Source organism: Acinetobacter sp. YH12072 (assembly GCF_013419565.1).
Taxonomy (GTDB): Bacteria; Pseudomonadota; Gammaproteobacteria; order Pseudomonadales; family Moraxellaceae; genus Acinetobacter.
In genome coordinates this window covers 1-14,395 of the sequence record NZ_VOZV01000035.1, presented here as the reverse complement: position 1 = coordinate 14,395, position 14,395 = coordinate 1, and the positions used below count along the sequence as shown (strand labels likewise).

Genomic DNA, 14,395 nt, shown 5'->3' with positions numbered 1-14,395 from the left:
TTTGAATTGAGGAGACAGCAATGAGTAGCGGTCGTATCATTCAGATCATCGGCGCGGTTATCGACGTCGAGTTTGAACGTAACAGCGTTCCTAAGATCTATGACGCTCTCCAAGTTGACGGTACTGAAACTACATTAGAAGTTCAGCAACAACTTGGTGATGGCGTAGTTCGTACTATTGCAATGGGTTCTACTGAAGGCCTTAAGCGTGGTTTGAACGTAACTAACACTAACGCTCCGATCTCTGTACCAGTAGGTACAGCGACTCTTGGCCGTATCATGGACGTTCTTGGTCGCCCGATCGACGAAGCTGGTCCTGTTGCGACTGAAGAGCGTTTACCAATTCACCGTCAAGCGCCTTCTTATGCAGAACAAGCGGCTTCTACTGACCTTCTAGAAACTGGTATTAAAGTCATCGACTTACTATGCCCGTTCGCGAAAGGTGGTAAAGTTGGTCTGTTCGGTGGTGCCGGTGTTGGTAAAACTGTAAACATGATGGAGTTGATCAACAACATCGCGAAAGCGCACTCAGGTTTATCTGTGTTTGCTGGTGTTGGTGAACGTACTCGTGAAGGTAATGACTTCTATCACGAAATGAAAGACTCTAACGTTCTTGACAAAGTAGCAATGGTCTACGGTCAGATGAACGAGCCACCAGGTAACCGTTTACGCGTAGCGTTGACTGGTTTGACTATGGCTGAGTACTTCCGTGATCAAAAAGACGAAAACGGTAAAGGCCGTGACGTACTATTGTTCGTCGACAACATCTATCGTTATACACTAGCGGGTACTGAAGTATCAGCACTTCTAGGCCGTATGCCATCTGCAGTAGGTTACCAACCGACTCTTGCAGAAGAGATGGGTGTTCTTCAAGAACGTATTACATCTACTAAGTCTGGTTCTATTACGTCAATCCAAGCGGTATACGTACCTGCCGATGACTTAACAGATCCATCGCCTGCAACTACGTTCGCTCACTTGGACGCAACTGTTGTATTGAGCCGTGACATCGCTTCTCAAGGTATTTACCCTGCGATTGATCCACTTGACTCTACTTCACGTCAGCTAGATCCACTTGTAGTTGGTACTGAGCATTACGAAATCGCTCGTTCAGTTCAAAACGTTCTTCAACGTTATAAAGAATTGAAAGACATTATCGCAATTCTTGGTATGGACGAATTGTCAGAAGAAGACAAACTTACTGTATACCGTGCACGTAAGATCCAACGTTTCTTCTCTCAACCGTTCCACGTAGCTGAAGTGTTTACTGGTGCTCCTGGTAAACTTGTACCGCTTAAAGAAACGATTCGTGGCTTTAAAGGTCTTCTAGCTGGTGAATACGATCACATCCCAGAACAAGCGTTCTACATGGTTGGTGGTATTGACGAAGTGATTGCTAAAGCTGAGAAACTTTAATTAGTTCCCTAATTTAGGAGATTCTCATGGCGACTATGCAATGTGACGTTGTAAGTGTTCAAGAGTCTTTGTACTCAGGCACTGTAACTATGCTAATTGCTAAAGGTGCTGGCGGTGAGTTAGGTATTATGCCTGGTCACGCTCCGCTGGTAACTTTGCTCCAACCTGGCGCGATCCGCGTTATTTTGGAAAACGGTACAGAAGAATTAATCTATGTATCTGGTGGTGTTCTAGAAGTTCAACCGCATGTTGTTACGGTTCTTGCTGATACAGCAGTCCGTGCAGAAAACTTGGATGAAGCGGCAATTATTGAAGCGCGTAAACACGCTGAACAATTGCTAGCAAATCAAAAGAGCGATTTGGACTCTGCTGCTGCTTTGGCTGCTCTTGCAGAAACTGCTGCTCAGCTGGAAACGATCCGCAAAATCAAAAACCGTGCAATGTAATTGCTGGTTTAAGATTGAAAAAACCACCCGAAAGGGTGGTTTTTTTATATAAAAACTATTTTGAAAAAAGTTACCAGATTTTAGCCTTATGAATAATTATTTTAAGAAAACTATATGGCTCTAATTTGTACCACTCGATATAACTTTTACCTGCGCTGCGTAATCTTTTGAACCAATCTGTAAGCAAAGTCATAGTCAGAAAAAAACAATGCTAAGTTGATATGGCGTCTTTAAGCTTTTCAGATTTATTCAATAAAAAGTTTCACGGTTCTACTACCTCTGTCACGACGCAAATCACGTTGTTATCCATTTATAAAAATTGAATTGGCCAAGCAGGGATCTAATTATGAGTTATCAATCCATTAACCCCTTTAACAACCAGAAATTAAAAGATTATCCGTCACACACTGATCAAGATATCCAAAATGCCTTGGATACCGCAGAAAAAATCCTGAAGTCGGATTGGACTCAACAAGTAGATACCCGGATTGAGGTACTTAGCAAACTGGCAAAAAATATGCGGGAACGCAAGTCAGAACTGGCTAAAATCATGACACTGGATATGGGTAAGCTGATCAAGCAGAGTGAAGGTGAGATCGAAAGCTGTGCCAAAATTGCTGAGTATTATGCAGATCATGCCAAAGAGTTTTTAGCGCCAGTTTCTTATGAAACGGAACTAGGAGAAGCATGGGTAGAGCATCATGCCTTAGGCATCATCATGGCAGTAGAACCCTGGAACTTTCCTTTTTATCAGTTGATGCGTGTCTTTGCCCCAAACTGCGCGATTGGTAACCCTGTGGTAGCCAAGCACGCCAGCATTGTTCCGCAATGTGCTGAAGCCTTTGAACAGTTGATTCTGGATGCAGGCGCACCGAAAGGTGTGTGGACTAACTTGTTTATCAGTAGCGATCAGGTCGCAGATATTATCGCGGATCCGCGTGTACAAGGCGTTGCTCTCACAGGTTCAGAAGGCGCAGGGCGTGCAGTAGCAGGGCAAGCTGGGAAACATGTCACCAAATCGACACTAGAATTAGGCGGTAATGATGTATTCATTGTGCTGGATGATGCTGATCTGGAAAAAGCGATCAAAATCGGCTGTCAGGCACGCGTTAATAACACGGGGCAGGTTTGTACAGCAGCTAAACGTTTTATCCTGCATGAGAAAATTGCGGAACAATTTAAATCGGGCATGATCAAGGTCTTTGAAGGCTTAAAAATTGGTGATCCGTTGGATTCTGAAACTACACTTGGCCCACTGTCCTCAGCAGATGCGTTGGAAAAACTGACCAAGCAGGTTGATAAGGCAGTAGAGAATGGCGCGAAAGTCGTGACTGGTGGTAAGCCTTATGAGCATGAAGGTAATTTCTATCAGCCAACTATTCTGGAAAATATCAGCCGTGATAATCCGGCCTGGTATGAAGAATTCTTTGGTCCTGTGGCACAGATCTATGTCGCAAAAGATGAAGATGAAATTGTATCGATTGCCAATGATTCTAATTATGGTCTCGGAGGCGTGATTCATTCACAAAATATTGAGCGGGCGAAAAAGCTGGCTTCACGTGTAGAAACTGGCATGATCTGGATCAACTGGTATACCGATACTGCGCCAGAGCTGCCATTTGGCGGGATCAAAAATTCAGGTTATGGTCATGAACTTTCAATTGATGGTTTCAAAGAATTTGTGCAGAAACGTCTGGTTGTCGTAAAAAGCCCAAAAAAATAATATTTAATTTCTAAAATAAAGAAGCCACTTAAACAGTGGCTTCTTTTTGAACGAGATATCAGCGTAAATCAAGTATTTTCTGTTTCAGCTTCTGATGAAGCATCTTTATCTGAGTTTTGAATCAGCATGCCTGCCAGTTTAAGCATTTCAGCTTGCACACTAACCATCTGGCTTTCAATTTTCTTTAAATCAACCTGACTGAAATCGACTTGGCCATTCAGTAAAGGAGAAGCCAGAACCTGTTGATTGGCACTCATAATATTGCTACGTACCTGATCAATTTCCTGACTTTTTAAATTCAGTTCACCTAAAGCCTGATTAAAGCCTGTCAACTGTTGTTGTAACTTGCCTGCTGTAGCTTGCAGTTGCTCGGTATCTTTAGTATCCACCGCAGTTTGCAGATCAGTTTGGGTTTGTTTTAACTGTTCAACATAACTCCCTGCCTTGAATTGCAGATCAGCTACATCACGCACCATATAAAACATATTGCCAGACTTCAGCTCTGTTTGCGCAGTCGTCGTGCGATCACTTTGCTGTACAGGTTCAAGATCAGTAGAAAGCGTACTTTGTTCTTGCTCGACCGGTGCTTCGGTCGCCTGTTCACAGCCCATTAATAAAATGCCTGAGCTAAATAGGGCAAAAGGAAGAAGAGCATTTACAAGAATCTTGGACATAAAATCGTGGTCTCGGAGCAGGTGGTTCTAATGCATGACTATAAGAATAAAATGTGGAGATAAAAAAGATTGTTGCAAAGTCATAACAAATATTTTGAATACAAAAGATTAAGACATTAAAAAAGAGTGCCGAAGCACTCTTTTTCACCGAGGAGGATAAAACTTATCCTGCAATAATTTTGATAATGTTATGGCTCATCACATTGGTCAGGATATAGTCACCATTTACTTTGATCCATTGCTGGTTTTTACCAGGTTTGCTGAGCTTTTTGTATTTGCTGTGATCTACCTTGTACATTTTGCTCTGGAACTGAGCTGGTACTTTTTGACCTACGCGCCAATCGCGTGAAGGATCTATTTTCTTATGTACCTGTTTATGCTGTTGAGCGTGTGCAGGAGATTTATGCTGTGCGTGATACTGTTGCTGAACATGCGTTTTTTGTGGCTGATGGTGTTGCGAGTGATGCTCTGGAGCTGCAGCAAAAGCTGAAGTCGCCACAAGTGTACTAGATAATGAAAATACGACTGCTTTTACTAAGTTTTTCATGTTTTGAACCTATCGTTATCTCTCTTGGGATAACTGCATATTAGGCTTAACTCATTGATAAATATGGAATGAAGTGTTGTAGAAAAATAAAAATTAAGCGTAAATCATGGAGATTTTAGAGTTAAGTAAATCTGGTTGTAAGTATTTGATTTTAATATAAAGAATAAGTATCTATTATTGAAATAGATACTTACATTACTGTTACAAATTATTTAGCCAATTCTGCATTGATCGCATCTCGCAAGCGAGCATCATCTGCTGGAATATTTGGTGCAAAACGCGCGACCACTTCACCTTGCTTGTTGACCAGGAATTTTTCAAAGTTCCACAGCACTTCTGGTAATTCATTTGGCGTATTGCCAAAACTTTTCAGGCGCTCTGCAAAATCTTCGCCGCCTGTACGTTGCGGCTGAGCTTGGGTCAGATAATGGTAAAGAGGATGCTGATCTTCACCCACGACAGAGATCTTGGAGAATAGCGGGAAATCCACATTGTAGTTCAGACTGCAGAACTGCTGGATTTCCTCGTCTGTGCCCGGTTCCTGACCTTTAAAGTTATTCGCAGGAAAAGCCAGAATTTCCAGTCCTTCGGTTTTTTTCTCATTATAAAGTTTCTGCAGTCCTTCATATTGTGGGGTTAAACCACATTTCGATGCGACATTTACAATCAGCAGGACTTTGTCCTGATAATTGGACAAAGTCGTATTTTCTCCAGTGACGGTTTTTACCGGAATCTCATAAATGGACTGGCTCATATTATTTTGCTCGAATTGTTATGGAAATAGACTCATGTTTTATCGGGTCTGGGCGGTTTCAGCAAACATAAATTTTAGATAAGTTTGTGAAAAAAATATGAAATTCAATGTTTATGCCTATGAGCCAGGTCGGCTAAACTGGTCATCAGTTGCAACCGACCTATTTAAAAAGACTTATTTAGCAAGCTCAGCATTGATTGCATCCAGCAGGCGTGAATCATCTGCCGTGATATCCGGTGCAAAACGTGCAACGACTTCCCCCTGTTTGTTCACCAGGAATTTTTCAAAGTTCCAGAGGACTTCAGGCGGTTCATTTGGAGTCAGGCCATAGTCGACCAGATCTTTCCACCATGGACCTTCACCAATACGTTCTGGCACAGCCTGAGTCAAAGTGGCATACAAAGGATGTTTAGCTTCACCCACGACCGGAATTTTAGCAAACAGCGGGAAATCCACCTGATAGTTCAGGGAACAGAAGTCCTGAATTTCCTTTTCACTTCCAGGTTCCTGTTCCAGAAAATCATTGGAAGGGAAGCCTAAGATTTCCAGTCCTTCGGCTTTTTTATCATCATAGAGTTTTTGCAAGCCTTCGTATTGTGGAGTGAGGCCGCATTTTGATGCCACATTTACCAGCAGTAAGACTTTGCCTTGATACTGGTTCAGCGTCGTGTCCGTTCCTTGAATCGTTTTTACCGGAATGTCATACACAGAAGTGCTCATCGGATTTCCTTTTTATTAAATGAATGAGGGCTATTTGTTTTAACGGGTATTTAAATACAGTACAAGTCGGAATCAGTGAAATGCTTACTGGCCGGCTACAAATAGCATTAATTTTAGTTGAAAAATCAATTATGCTTAGGCACTTGCCAAGAAGCATAGATTAACAATAGATAGAGACAGGGATGAAGTTATGACGCAGCAGCAAAAAACAATGTGGTGGGCCATGCTGCTTCCCTTGACTGCGGTCCTGATCTGGTCATTGAATATGACCGTTAACCGTTATGTAGCGGATTATATTTCTCCCTTAAGTATCAGTTTTTATCGCTGGGTTCTGGCTCTGCTGATTTTAACGCCGTTAATGTGGCCTAAGGTTCGCAAAGCCTGGCCAGAAATTCGACCACATCTGGGGCATCTGGCTGTCTTAAGTGCATTGGGCATGGTGTTGTATCAAGGGCTGGCTTATACCTCAGCACATTATACCAGTGCCACCAATATGGGCCTGATTAATGCCTTTATTCCGATTTTTACTATTATTGTTGGGATCTTTGTTTTACATGTTCGCCCCACCTTAATGGCAGTGATTGGCAGTATTTTGTCTTTTATTGGTCTGATGTATGTGATGGGGGAGGGGCAATGGGCACATTTACTCGATGCAGGAGATCGTTATATTGGTGATCTGCTGATGCTGATTGCGGTATTTTTCTATGCTTGTTATGGCGTTTTGCTCAAAAAATGGCAGATCCAGATTCCGCTATTGGTTAGTCTGTATATGCAGATTTTTTTGGCCGTTCTCTATCACATTCCTTTAGTGTTGTACTCAGGTCTGGATGCTATTAATAGTAATAACGCAGCAAGTATTATTTATGCCGGAATTTTTCCTTCTATTGCTGCCCCATTCTTATGGATGATGGCTGTACAACAACTTGGTCCAAACCGCAGCAGTATTTTTATGAATTTGATGCCGGTCTTTACGGCGTTAATCGCTTATTTATGGTTATCTGAAGCCTGGACAATCTACCATAGCATTGGTGGTGCCATTATTCTAGTAGGTATTTTATTGGCGCAATACCCTGCTAAACCCAAGGTTTAAGCGATCAAATAAAGAGTTAAAGTTTTATTTGTTTAATATTTGAATAAATGATTACATTATTTTTACAGTATTATTCCTTAAATTTAGTGATTATGGATATAAAAATAAATTATTAAAAATTAACTTCATTTTAAAACTGAAACAAAAATAGCAAGATATTTTGAATTTTGATTAAATTTTAAATATTTTTAATAGAAAAAATGTATTAATAAATTGTTTTATTATATTTGCTGTTGTGACGGATTTCTCGCATAATGCCCGCATCGAGAATGATGAATCAGAAAAAACCTAGATTTATCAAACTCCCAGAGATTTACAGACCCTCTGGATGTGATAATACACATCCTTTTTTATGCTCAACCATCCCTATATGGTTGAGCTTTTTTTTTGTCTTAAAACTTTAGTCGGCTTGAAAAGAAAAATGACTGAGCAAAGGCTCAGTCACGAATAATTTCACCTGTTACAGCATCAATAATCCGGCTTGGTTTCTGGCTCAGTCCCAGATCGCCATTCAGATAATTTAGGTCCTGACCAAAATAACGCATGGCATCTTGCAGGGAACGTGCAGGTTCTAAGCCGGCAGGATTGGCACTGGTTGAAACAATAAAACCGCCAAAAGCCTGACACAAGGCTACACAAAGAGGATGAGTGGTCACGCGCACTGCCACTTTAGGGTGTTTGCCTTTAATCCAGCCTGGAATATCGTCATTGGCAGGGAGTAACCAGGTGGTTGCCCGGTCTGTAGGTCGATCATTACTCCAAGACTCAATTACTTTTTCACGCATTTCTTCACTTAGATCCTGAAGTAAATGTTCCACTTGTGAAATATGAGCTGCGAGTAAAATCACGCCTTTTTCAATCGGGCGCTGTTTTAAGGTTAAAATCTGGTGAAATGCCTGTTCATTATAGGGGTCGCAACCTAAACCCCAAACAGCCTCTGTAGGGTATGCCAAGACCTGTCCAGCTTTGAGACATTCAGCTGCTTCGGCAACAGAGGTGGTGATCATGTGTATACCTTATCAAAACAAGAAGTGTCTATTGTGAACCTTATTTATGTGGACGACAACGTAGATACATGCCGGCTTGCTGGGTGCAAAAGCCAAGTAGCTCTAGTTCCATCAATTGACTGGTCAGAGAAGAGACATCCTGTTGCAGATGATGACTGAGATGATCCAGATCCTGTCCGACCCAGTCTAACTGGTTATAAAGTCTGAGCAGATGAGGCGGTATGTGTGCAGGAAGTTCATCCGCCATGTCATGTTGTACTTCATTTTGTAAGGCTTGCCATTGGGTCGCCAAAGCCAGTTCTTCAATCACCTGTTGCGGGTGATCAATTAGAATCGCGCCTTCACGAATCAGCTGATGGCAACCCTTATGATATTCGCTATAAATATGTCCCGGAATGGCAAATACGGTTTTGCCTTGTTCGGCAGCCAGTTTGGCCGTAATTAGAGAGCCGCTTTTTAAGGTCGCTTCAGCCACAATGACTCCGAGACTTAAACCGCTGACAATCCGGTTACGCCGTGGAAAGTGATGCTGCAAGGGTGGAGTCTCTGGCAGAAACTCGGTAATGACCGCACCACCATGCGCAATAATCTCCTGGCGCAATTGTGCATGTTGAGAAGGGTAGGTCTGATCCAGTCCAGTCCCCATCACTGCAATGGTACCCTGATGTTTCAATCCTGCCCGATGTGCTGCTTCATCTATACCTTGTGCTAATCCACTATTAATATAGAAACCCTGTTCACTCAAATAAAAGGAAAAATCATAAGCTACTTGCCGGCCATGAGGACTCGGCTTGCGACTTCCTACAACCGCAATTTGAGCCTGAAGCAATGTATCCGGCTGACCTTGACCAAAAATAATTGGTGGTTTGTCTACATAGTGGCTGAGTTGCTGCGGATAATGCAGATCATGATAGAGCAGGATGAAATCACTATCTCGTTGAACTTTTTCCAGACAGCGCTGAAATTTCTGTTGTGATTCTGGAAGCGAGAAGTCTTTCAAGCGTTGGATATGATTGGCATGAATGCCAAGCGCCTGCCAGGTGGGCACCTGATCAGGCTGTAGGGCTGTGGTCAGACTTGAATAATGCTGACTGATTTTATAGAAGCTCGAAAGAGAATGCTGAACCAGATACCATAACGTCAGTGTTTCCAGTTGCACGCGTGATAACGAGTTCAGCATATCGAGACCTATATGTGTGTCTTCTTATTCTTTCAGTTGTAAAGTTAGATCAATCTATTATTCATCTAACAATGGCGCTTGAATATTGGCACCCACCTTGATAGGTAACTCACTTTCCAGCACATAAGCATAGCTCAGTTGGTCAAAAGTTTTAAAGACCATCAGATTGCCAATGCGCTCACCTGGAAGCTGTACGCGCTCTTTGGTTTTCGGATCAGTCACCACTTCACCTTTCTGGTTTACGCTGAAGACATGACCAGTCTGAACCCCATGTGCTGTACCACGGTCAATCGTTACGACACTATGACGCGCAGCAGTACCAATTGAACCCAGTACACGCACAATCTGACCACCAGCAACCGTATTTTCTGCATTCACTGGATAGAACAGGGTAGGTAACATCGGATCGTATTCAGGCAATACACGGTCACCGCGACGCACTTCGGCATTATAGCTATCTGTCAATTCCAGCGTGGTGACATCACCTTCGCCACGTACTGCGATTCCGGAAGCAACCTGTTGCAACTCTAGAGCAGCCGTGTATTTCTTGCCATTGGCATCGGTAAAGACATAAGGGTCTGCTTCACGATATACCGCATAACGCTGGCCAACCACCAGACCATTCCCGCGTGCATAGACCTTCTGGCCTTTACCTGCCAATACGCGCTGGTCTGCAGTGCCGAGAATGTAAGGCGTACCCTGAACTGAATCTGCTGCCACAATGGTATAGCGTTCCAGCCATTGCTGGATATGCGCCAGTGGAATCACTGGAATCGTATTATTTAAAGATTCAACGCGAACCTGTGGTTGTAATGAAGTACTACCGATATAACGACTGATGATACCTTCACAGCCATCACCTTCGTCTTTACCAATAATTGGACGGCCCTGATAGTCACACATCAACAGGCGGTCACCCGGGAAAATCCAATGTGGATTTTTCACGTGCTTGTTACTGGCCCAGATTTCTGGCCAACGCACCGGATTTTTTAAGAAACGTTTTGAAATATCCCACAATGTATCGCCTTTTTTGACCACGTAGACATTGGGTGCACTGGCTTTTAAAGCAGGTGGATTGACGTTACGGGCAGGAGCTGCCTCGGCTGAATACATTGTCCCCATACTCACTCCGACACAAACTGCCAGTGCGAGCATTTGATTTTTTAACCCCAAGGCACTAAAAAATGGCATGCCCTTCAAAACCTTTTTCATTATCATAATTCCTAAAATTATGTGCGTAGTTGCGTTATAATAACGATCTTACACACATTTTTTTGATGAAGCATTCCCTTCATTTGGTTTTTTGATCAATGGCATAATTGAGGACGCAGTATGGCCTTATTACCTATTTTAAGTTTCCCGGATCCCCGTCTTCGTACCATTGCACAACCAGTCGAAGAAGTTACTGATGAAATTCGTCAGCTCGCTGCAGATATGTTTGAAACCATGTATGAAGCGCCAGGCATCGGACTCGCCGCGACCCAAGTTGATCGTCATATTCAGCTGATTGTGATGGACCTGTCTGAAAACAAAGATCAACCCATGGTGTTCATTAACCCCAAAATCACACCATTGACTGAAGAAACACAGCCTTATGAAGAGGGCTGTCTATCAGTTCCTCAAATATACGATAAAGTTGAGCGTCCGTCACGCGTAAAAATCGAGGCAATTGGTCTGGATGGTCAACCCTTTGAACAAGAGGCTGATGGACTTCTCGCTGTGTGCATCCAACATGAAATGGATCACTTAAATGGTAAACTTTTTGTGGATTATCTGTCGCCATTGAAACGTCAGCGTGCCCGTGAAAAAGTAGAAAAACTGGTTCGCCAGCGCAATAAAGAAAAAGTTGCAGTTAAACGCTAGGACTCTTTTCCCAAGCAATTTTTATGCTTCAACAAGCCCAATTTCGATTGGGCTTTGTTATACTTAGCCCAGACAAATTCAAGGGTTTGCCTATGGTCCTGCGGGGAGGTCTGCTACTTTCCTTTGTGGCGGTATTTCTACAGATTGCTGTGTTCTTACAGCCTTTGCTGCCGAAGCAATATCAGGTTGCTCCGGTCTGTGAAACCATCACGCGCGCCCTTTTAGTTTCTTCTCATGTTCATTCTGAACATTCTGCCCATCATCACCTTGATCAGCATCCTATTTCCTCAGACTCCATGGCGCATGAACACGATGCCAGTCATCAGTGTCAGTACTGTACTGTCTATGGCAACCTGGTTTTGCCGCCTGAGCTTGAAGTGAAAGAAGTCCTGGATCGAATTCAGGTCAGACTATTGGCTTTTGAACAAGCCTTTAAGCATGTCTGGTTTATCCTTCAACGACTCTTTTTAATCCCGCAGGGACGGGCACCGCCACTGTTTGCATAAATCCACGTTGTTTTGCCTGGGTCTTTACTGACTTAGGCCGTGTTCAATTTATGTATTCAGTGAGATAGAAAATGGCTCAGCCTAAATTTTCTTTACAGCCCCTTGCGGCTGCGATTTGTGTTGCTTGTTATTCTTCGATGGTGTTGGCAAATGAAGCCATGCCAGTACAAACCATGGCACCGATTGTGGTGACTTCAACTGCCGGTAATGATGCCAATGGTCTGATTGTTCGTGCTGATCCAAAACAGCCGATTCAGCCAGTGCCAGCAACTGATGGCGCAGATTATCTGCAAAGTATTGTAGGTTTTAGTTCGGTCAATAGCGGAGCAGGTACCAATGGCGATGTGACCTTTCGTGGTATGTTCGGTTCACGCATTAAAATCCTGACTGATGGCACTGAAAACCTCGGTGCCTGCCCAAGCCGGATGGATTCGCCCACTTCATATATTTCTCCAGAAAGTTATGATCGTATTTCAGTGATTAAAGGCCCGCAAACGGTTCAATATGCCAATACCGGTTCGGCAGCAACCGTCATTTTTGAACGTACACCTGAACAGTTTGGGGAAGATCAACATTATCGCGGTCAGGCCAGTGTACTAATGGGATCTTTTGGCCGTCTGGACCAGAATATTGAAGCAGCTGCTGGTGATGAAAAGAAATATATCCGCCTGAATACCAGCCGCTCTGTTTCAGACAGTTATAAAGATGGTAATGGCACGACTGTTCCTTCCGATTGGGAGCGCTGGAATGCCGACATTGCATTAGGCTGGACACCGGATAGCGATACCTGGGTAGAGTTGACCGGGGGCAAGGCGGATGGTGAAGCTGTGTATGCCGGCCGTGCAATGGATGGCTCCAAGTTTGCCCGTGAAAGTCTGGGTTTGCGTGTTGAAAAGAGAAATGTCAGCGATGTGATCAAGAAAATTGAAGCACAGGTAAACTACAATTTTAATGACCATGTCATGGATAACTATAGTCTGCGCGAGTTCAAGCCTGGCGGTATGATGAGTATGCCTATGGCCACCAATGTAGCGCGTAAGACATTGAATGCGCGTATGGCCGTGACCAGTGAATGGGATAAATTACAGCTGATTACAGGTATCGACAGCCAGAATAATCAGCATAGCAAACGTAACGGAAATCTGATGACAGCGTATCAGAATAAGCCACGTATTAAAGATATGGAGTTCCAGTCGATCGGTGGTTTCGGTGAGCTCAGTTATGAGGTCAGTGATAATCATAAGTTGGTGAGTGGCCTGCGTCTGGATCAGGTCAAAGTAGAAGCAGTGGAGTCAAACCAGGAGCGTAAAAAAACTTTACCAAGCGCTTTTTTGCGTTTTGAGAATCAGCATCCAGACCATGATGATGGCAAGACTTATATGGGTATTGGCTATGTCGAACGTATGCCGGATTACTGGGAGCTGTTCAGTCCAAAATCAGGCAATGGTCATCCAAATACCTTTAAGAACATTGATACTGAAAAAACTTTACAGCTGGATATTGGCTACCAGCATGAACATGGTAATTTCAGTTCATGGGCATCGGCATATGCAGGTGTGATCAATGATTACATCCTCACGACTTACTTGCCAACAGGTAATATGGGAATGTTAGAAGCACATAGCCGAAATGTAGATGCAACAGTGGCAGGTGCAGAAGTCGGAATCGGATATCAGTTTACTGATGCGATTCAGGCTGATCTGAGTGCGATGTATGCCTGGGGTGAAAATACCAGTGACAATACGCCGTTGCCACAGATTTCACCTTTGGAAGCTCGGGTAAATTTACGTTATATCCAGGATAACTATACTTTGGGTGCCTACTGGCGCCTGGTCGATGGTCAGAACCGAATTAGTGAGCGTGAAGGCAATATTGTCGGCTATGATCTTAAGCAAAGTGCTGGTTTTGGTACTCTCTCTTTAAATGGTACATATCATGTAAATGACAACATGGATCTTTCTGTGGGTGTCGATAACGTACTGGACCGTACCTATGCCGAGCATTTGAACAAGATGGGCAGTTCCGGTTTTGGATTTGCTGCCAATGAGCAATTTAATAATATCGGACGGAATTACTGGGCAAGAATCAGTATGAAATTCTAATTTGAACTGAAAACAAACAAAAAGCAGGAGTTTTTTCCTGCTTTTTGTTTATGGTAGTAATTTAAATTCATGTTTATCAGTAAGTTAATATTGTTTTGTTTTGCATTAAATAATAACTCAAACTTTTATTAAAATAATTTTTATAAATAAAACAGCAACTTATGAATTTTATGGATTATAAAATAAACATGCGTTTGTAAAGTTTAAAAAATGGGGTTGCAAGCCCCCTGAAATACTGTAGAATGCACATCCATCGGCGGTGATGAAGATTAAAACTTCTGATAAAACAGTAACTTAGCATGAAATGGTTGAGTTAGGTTTTAGAAAGAAAGTTTAAAAATAATTTTCATTACTGGTTGACTTTCTAG

General features: G+C 42.8%; 14 protein-coding genes. 7 read left to right on the top strand and 7 right to left on the bottom strand.

The features are described 5' to 3' along the window. Positions 1–20: 20 nt before the first annotated feature. From atpD to FTU19_RS13315, 3 genes are all read left to right on the top strand, one after another. The gene (gene atpD / locus FTU19_RS13325) at positions 21–1,415 is read left to right on the top strand and encodes a F0F1 ATP synthase subunit beta (RefSeq protein ID WP_004780710.1); all 1,395 of its coding nucleotides are present in this window, start codon (positions 21–23) and stop codon (positions 1,413–1,415) included. A gap of 26 nt (positions 1,416–1,441) precedes the next feature. Further along, on the top strand, positions 1,442–1,861 hold the full coding sequence (locus tag FTU19_RS13320; protein WP_004780711.1) for a F0F1 ATP synthase subunit epsilon: 420 nt from the start codon (positions 1,442–1,444) through the stop codon (positions 1,859–1,861). Positions 1,862–2,207: 346 nt separating this feature from the next. After that, on the top strand, positions 2,208–3,584 hold the full coding sequence (locus tag FTU19_RS13315; protein ID WP_180131516.1) for an NAD-dependent succinate-semialdehyde dehydrogenase: 1,377 nt from the start codon (positions 2,208–2,210) through the stop codon (positions 3,582–3,584). Positions 3,585–3,652: 68 nt separating this feature from the next. On the opposite strand, the gene FTU19_RS13310 is transcribed toward FTU19_RS13315, so the two are convergent. The 4 genes from FTU19_RS13310 to FTU19_RS13295 all read right to left on the bottom strand — a co-directional run bounded on the left by FTU19_RS13310 (position 3,653) and on the right by FTU19_RS13295 (position 6,279). Continuing rightward, positions 3,653–4,258: a hypothetical protein gene (locus tag FTU19_RS13310; protein ID WP_159124343.1), complete on the bottom strand. Its 606-nt coding sequence runs from the start codon at positions 4,256–4,258 to the stop codon at positions 3,653–3,655. Positions 4,259–4,421: 163 nt separating this feature from the next. After that, the gene (locus FTU19_RS13305; RefSeq protein WP_034171538.1) at positions 4,422–4,805 is read right to left on the bottom strand and encodes an RcnB family protein; all 384 of its coding nucleotides are present in this window, start codon (positions 4,803–4,805) and stop codon (positions 4,422–4,424) included. A 208-nt stretch (positions 4,806–5,013) separates the two neighbouring features. Then, complete coding sequence (locus FTU19_RS13300) at positions 5,014–5,559, bottom strand: glutathione peroxidase (protein WP_180018515.1); 546 nt, start codon at positions 5,557–5,559, stop codon at positions 5,014–5,016. A gap of 174 nt (positions 5,560–5,733) precedes the next feature. Then, positions 5,734–6,279 carry a glutathione peroxidase gene (locus tag FTU19_RS13295; RefSeq protein ID WP_166139365.1) on the bottom strand — a complete coding sequence of 182 codons (546 nt, stop codon included), beginning with the start codon at positions 6,277–6,279 and terminating at the stop codon, positions 5,734–5,736. Between the two features lie 190 nt (positions 6,280–6,469). Here FTU19_RS13295 and FTU19_RS13290 point away from each other — a divergent pair, with 190 nt between their 5' ends. Continuing rightward, positions 6,470–7,369: a DMT family transporter gene (locus FTU19_RS13290; protein ID WP_180070641.1), complete on the top strand. Its 900-nt coding sequence runs from the start codon at positions 6,470–6,472 to the stop codon at positions 7,367–7,369. Positions 7,370–7,806: 437 nt separating this feature from the next. Here FTU19_RS13290 and FTU19_RS13285 read toward each other — a convergent pair whose 3' ends face one another. Genes FTU19_RS13285 through FTU19_RS13275 form a run of 3 tightly spaced genes read right to left on the bottom strand, consistent with a single transcriptional unit; the run spans position 7,807 to position 10,768 of the window. Then, positions 7,807–8,376: an L-threonylcarbamoyladenylate synthase gene (locus FTU19_RS13285; protein WP_034171542.1), complete on the bottom strand. Its 570-nt coding sequence runs from the start codon at positions 8,374–8,376 to the stop codon at positions 7,807–7,809. A gap of 40 nt (positions 8,377–8,416) precedes the next feature. Further along, the gene (gene dprA, locus FTU19_RS13280; protein WP_180034227.1) at positions 8,417–9,556 is read right to left on the bottom strand and encodes a DNA-processing protein DprA; all 1,140 of its coding nucleotides are present in this window, start codon (positions 9,554–9,556) and stop codon (positions 8,417–8,419) included. 57 nt (positions 9,557–9,613) lie between these two features. Beyond that, on the bottom strand, positions 9,614–10,768 hold the full coding sequence (locus FTU19_RS13275) for a LysM peptidoglycan-binding domain-containing protein (RefSeq protein ID WP_180034228.1): 1,155 nt from the start codon (positions 10,766–10,768) through the stop codon (positions 9,614–9,616). Between the two features lie 120 nt (positions 10,769–10,888). On the opposite strand from FTU19_RS13275, the gene def reads away from it, so the two are divergent. The 3 genes from def (at position 10,889) to FTU19_RS13260 (ending at position 14,027) form a co-directional block, all read left to right on the top strand. After that, complete coding sequence (gene def, locus FTU19_RS13270; RefSeq protein ID WP_004780730.1) at positions 10,889–11,419, top strand: peptide deformylase; 531 nt, start codon at positions 10,889–10,891, stop codon at positions 11,417–11,419. A gap of 92 nt (positions 11,420–11,511) precedes the next feature. After that, complete coding sequence (locus tag FTU19_RS13265) at positions 11,512–11,925, top strand: DUF2946 family protein (RefSeq protein WP_179992706.1); 414 nt, start codon at positions 11,512–11,514, stop codon at positions 11,923–11,925. A 71-nt stretch (positions 11,926–11,996) separates the two neighbouring features. Then, positions 11,997–14,027: a TonB-dependent copper receptor gene (locus tag FTU19_RS13260; RefSeq protein ID WP_180034229.1), complete on the top strand. Its 2,031-nt coding sequence runs from the start codon at positions 11,997–11,999 to the stop codon at positions 14,025–14,027. Positions 14,028–14,395 lie beyond the last annotated feature (368 nt).

Excerpts from the sequence above, each read along its gene's own strand:
- FTU19_RS13275 (WP_180034228.1), bottom strand. The coding sequence starts at position 10,768 with ATGAAAAAGGTTTTGAAGGGCATGCCATTTTTTAGTGCCTTGGGGTTA.
- FTU19_RS13315 (WP_180131516.1), top strand. The coding sequence starts at position 2,208 with ATGAGTTATCAATCCATTAACCCCTTTAACAACCAGAAATTAAAAGAT.
- atpD (WP_004780710.1), top strand. The coding sequence starts at position 21 with ATGAGTAGCGGTCGTATCATTCAGATCATCGGCGCGGTTATCGACGTC.
- FTU19_RS13310 (WP_159124343.1), bottom strand. The coding sequence starts at position 4,258 with ATGTCCAAGATTCTTGTAAATGCTCTTCTTCCTTTTGCCCTATTTAGC.
- def (WP_004780730.1), top strand. The coding sequence starts at position 10,889 with ATGGCCTTATTACCTATTTTAAGTTTCCCGGATCCCCGTCTTCGTACC.
- FTU19_RS13260 (WP_180034229.1), top strand. The coding sequence starts at position 11,997 with ATGGCTCAGCCTAAATTTTCTTTACAGCCCCTTGCGGCTGCGATTTGT.
- FTU19_RS13290 (WP_180070641.1), top strand. The coding sequence starts at position 6,470 with ATGACGCAGCAGCAAAAAACAATGTGGTGGGCCATGCTGCTTCCCTTG.
- dprA (WP_180034227.1), bottom strand. The coding sequence starts at position 9,556 with ATGCTGAACTCGTTATCACGCGTGCAACTGGAAACACTGACGTTATGG.
- FTU19_RS13295 (WP_166139365.1), bottom strand. The coding sequence starts at position 6,279 with ATGAGCACTTCTGTGTATGACATTCCGGTAAAAACGATTCAAGGAACG.
- FTU19_RS13320 (WP_004780711.1), top strand. The coding sequence starts at position 1,442 with ATGGCGACTATGCAATGTGACGTTGTAAGTGTTCAAGAGTCTTTGTAC.
- FTU19_RS13265 (WP_179992706.1), top strand. The coding sequence starts at position 11,512 with ATGGTCCTGCGGGGAGGTCTGCTACTTTCCTTTGTGGCGGTATTTCTA.
- FTU19_RS13300 (WP_180018515.1), bottom strand. The coding sequence starts at position 5,559 with ATGAGCCAGTCCATTTATGAGATTCCGGTAAAAACCGTCACTGGAGAA.
- FTU19_RS13285 (WP_034171542.1), bottom strand. The coding sequence starts at position 8,376 with ATGATCACCACCTCTGTTGCCGAAGCAGCTGAATGTCTCAAAGCTGGA.
- FTU19_RS13305 (WP_034171538.1), bottom strand. The coding sequence starts at position 4,805 with ATGAAAAACTTAGTAAAAGCAGTCGTATTTTCATTATCTAGTACACTT.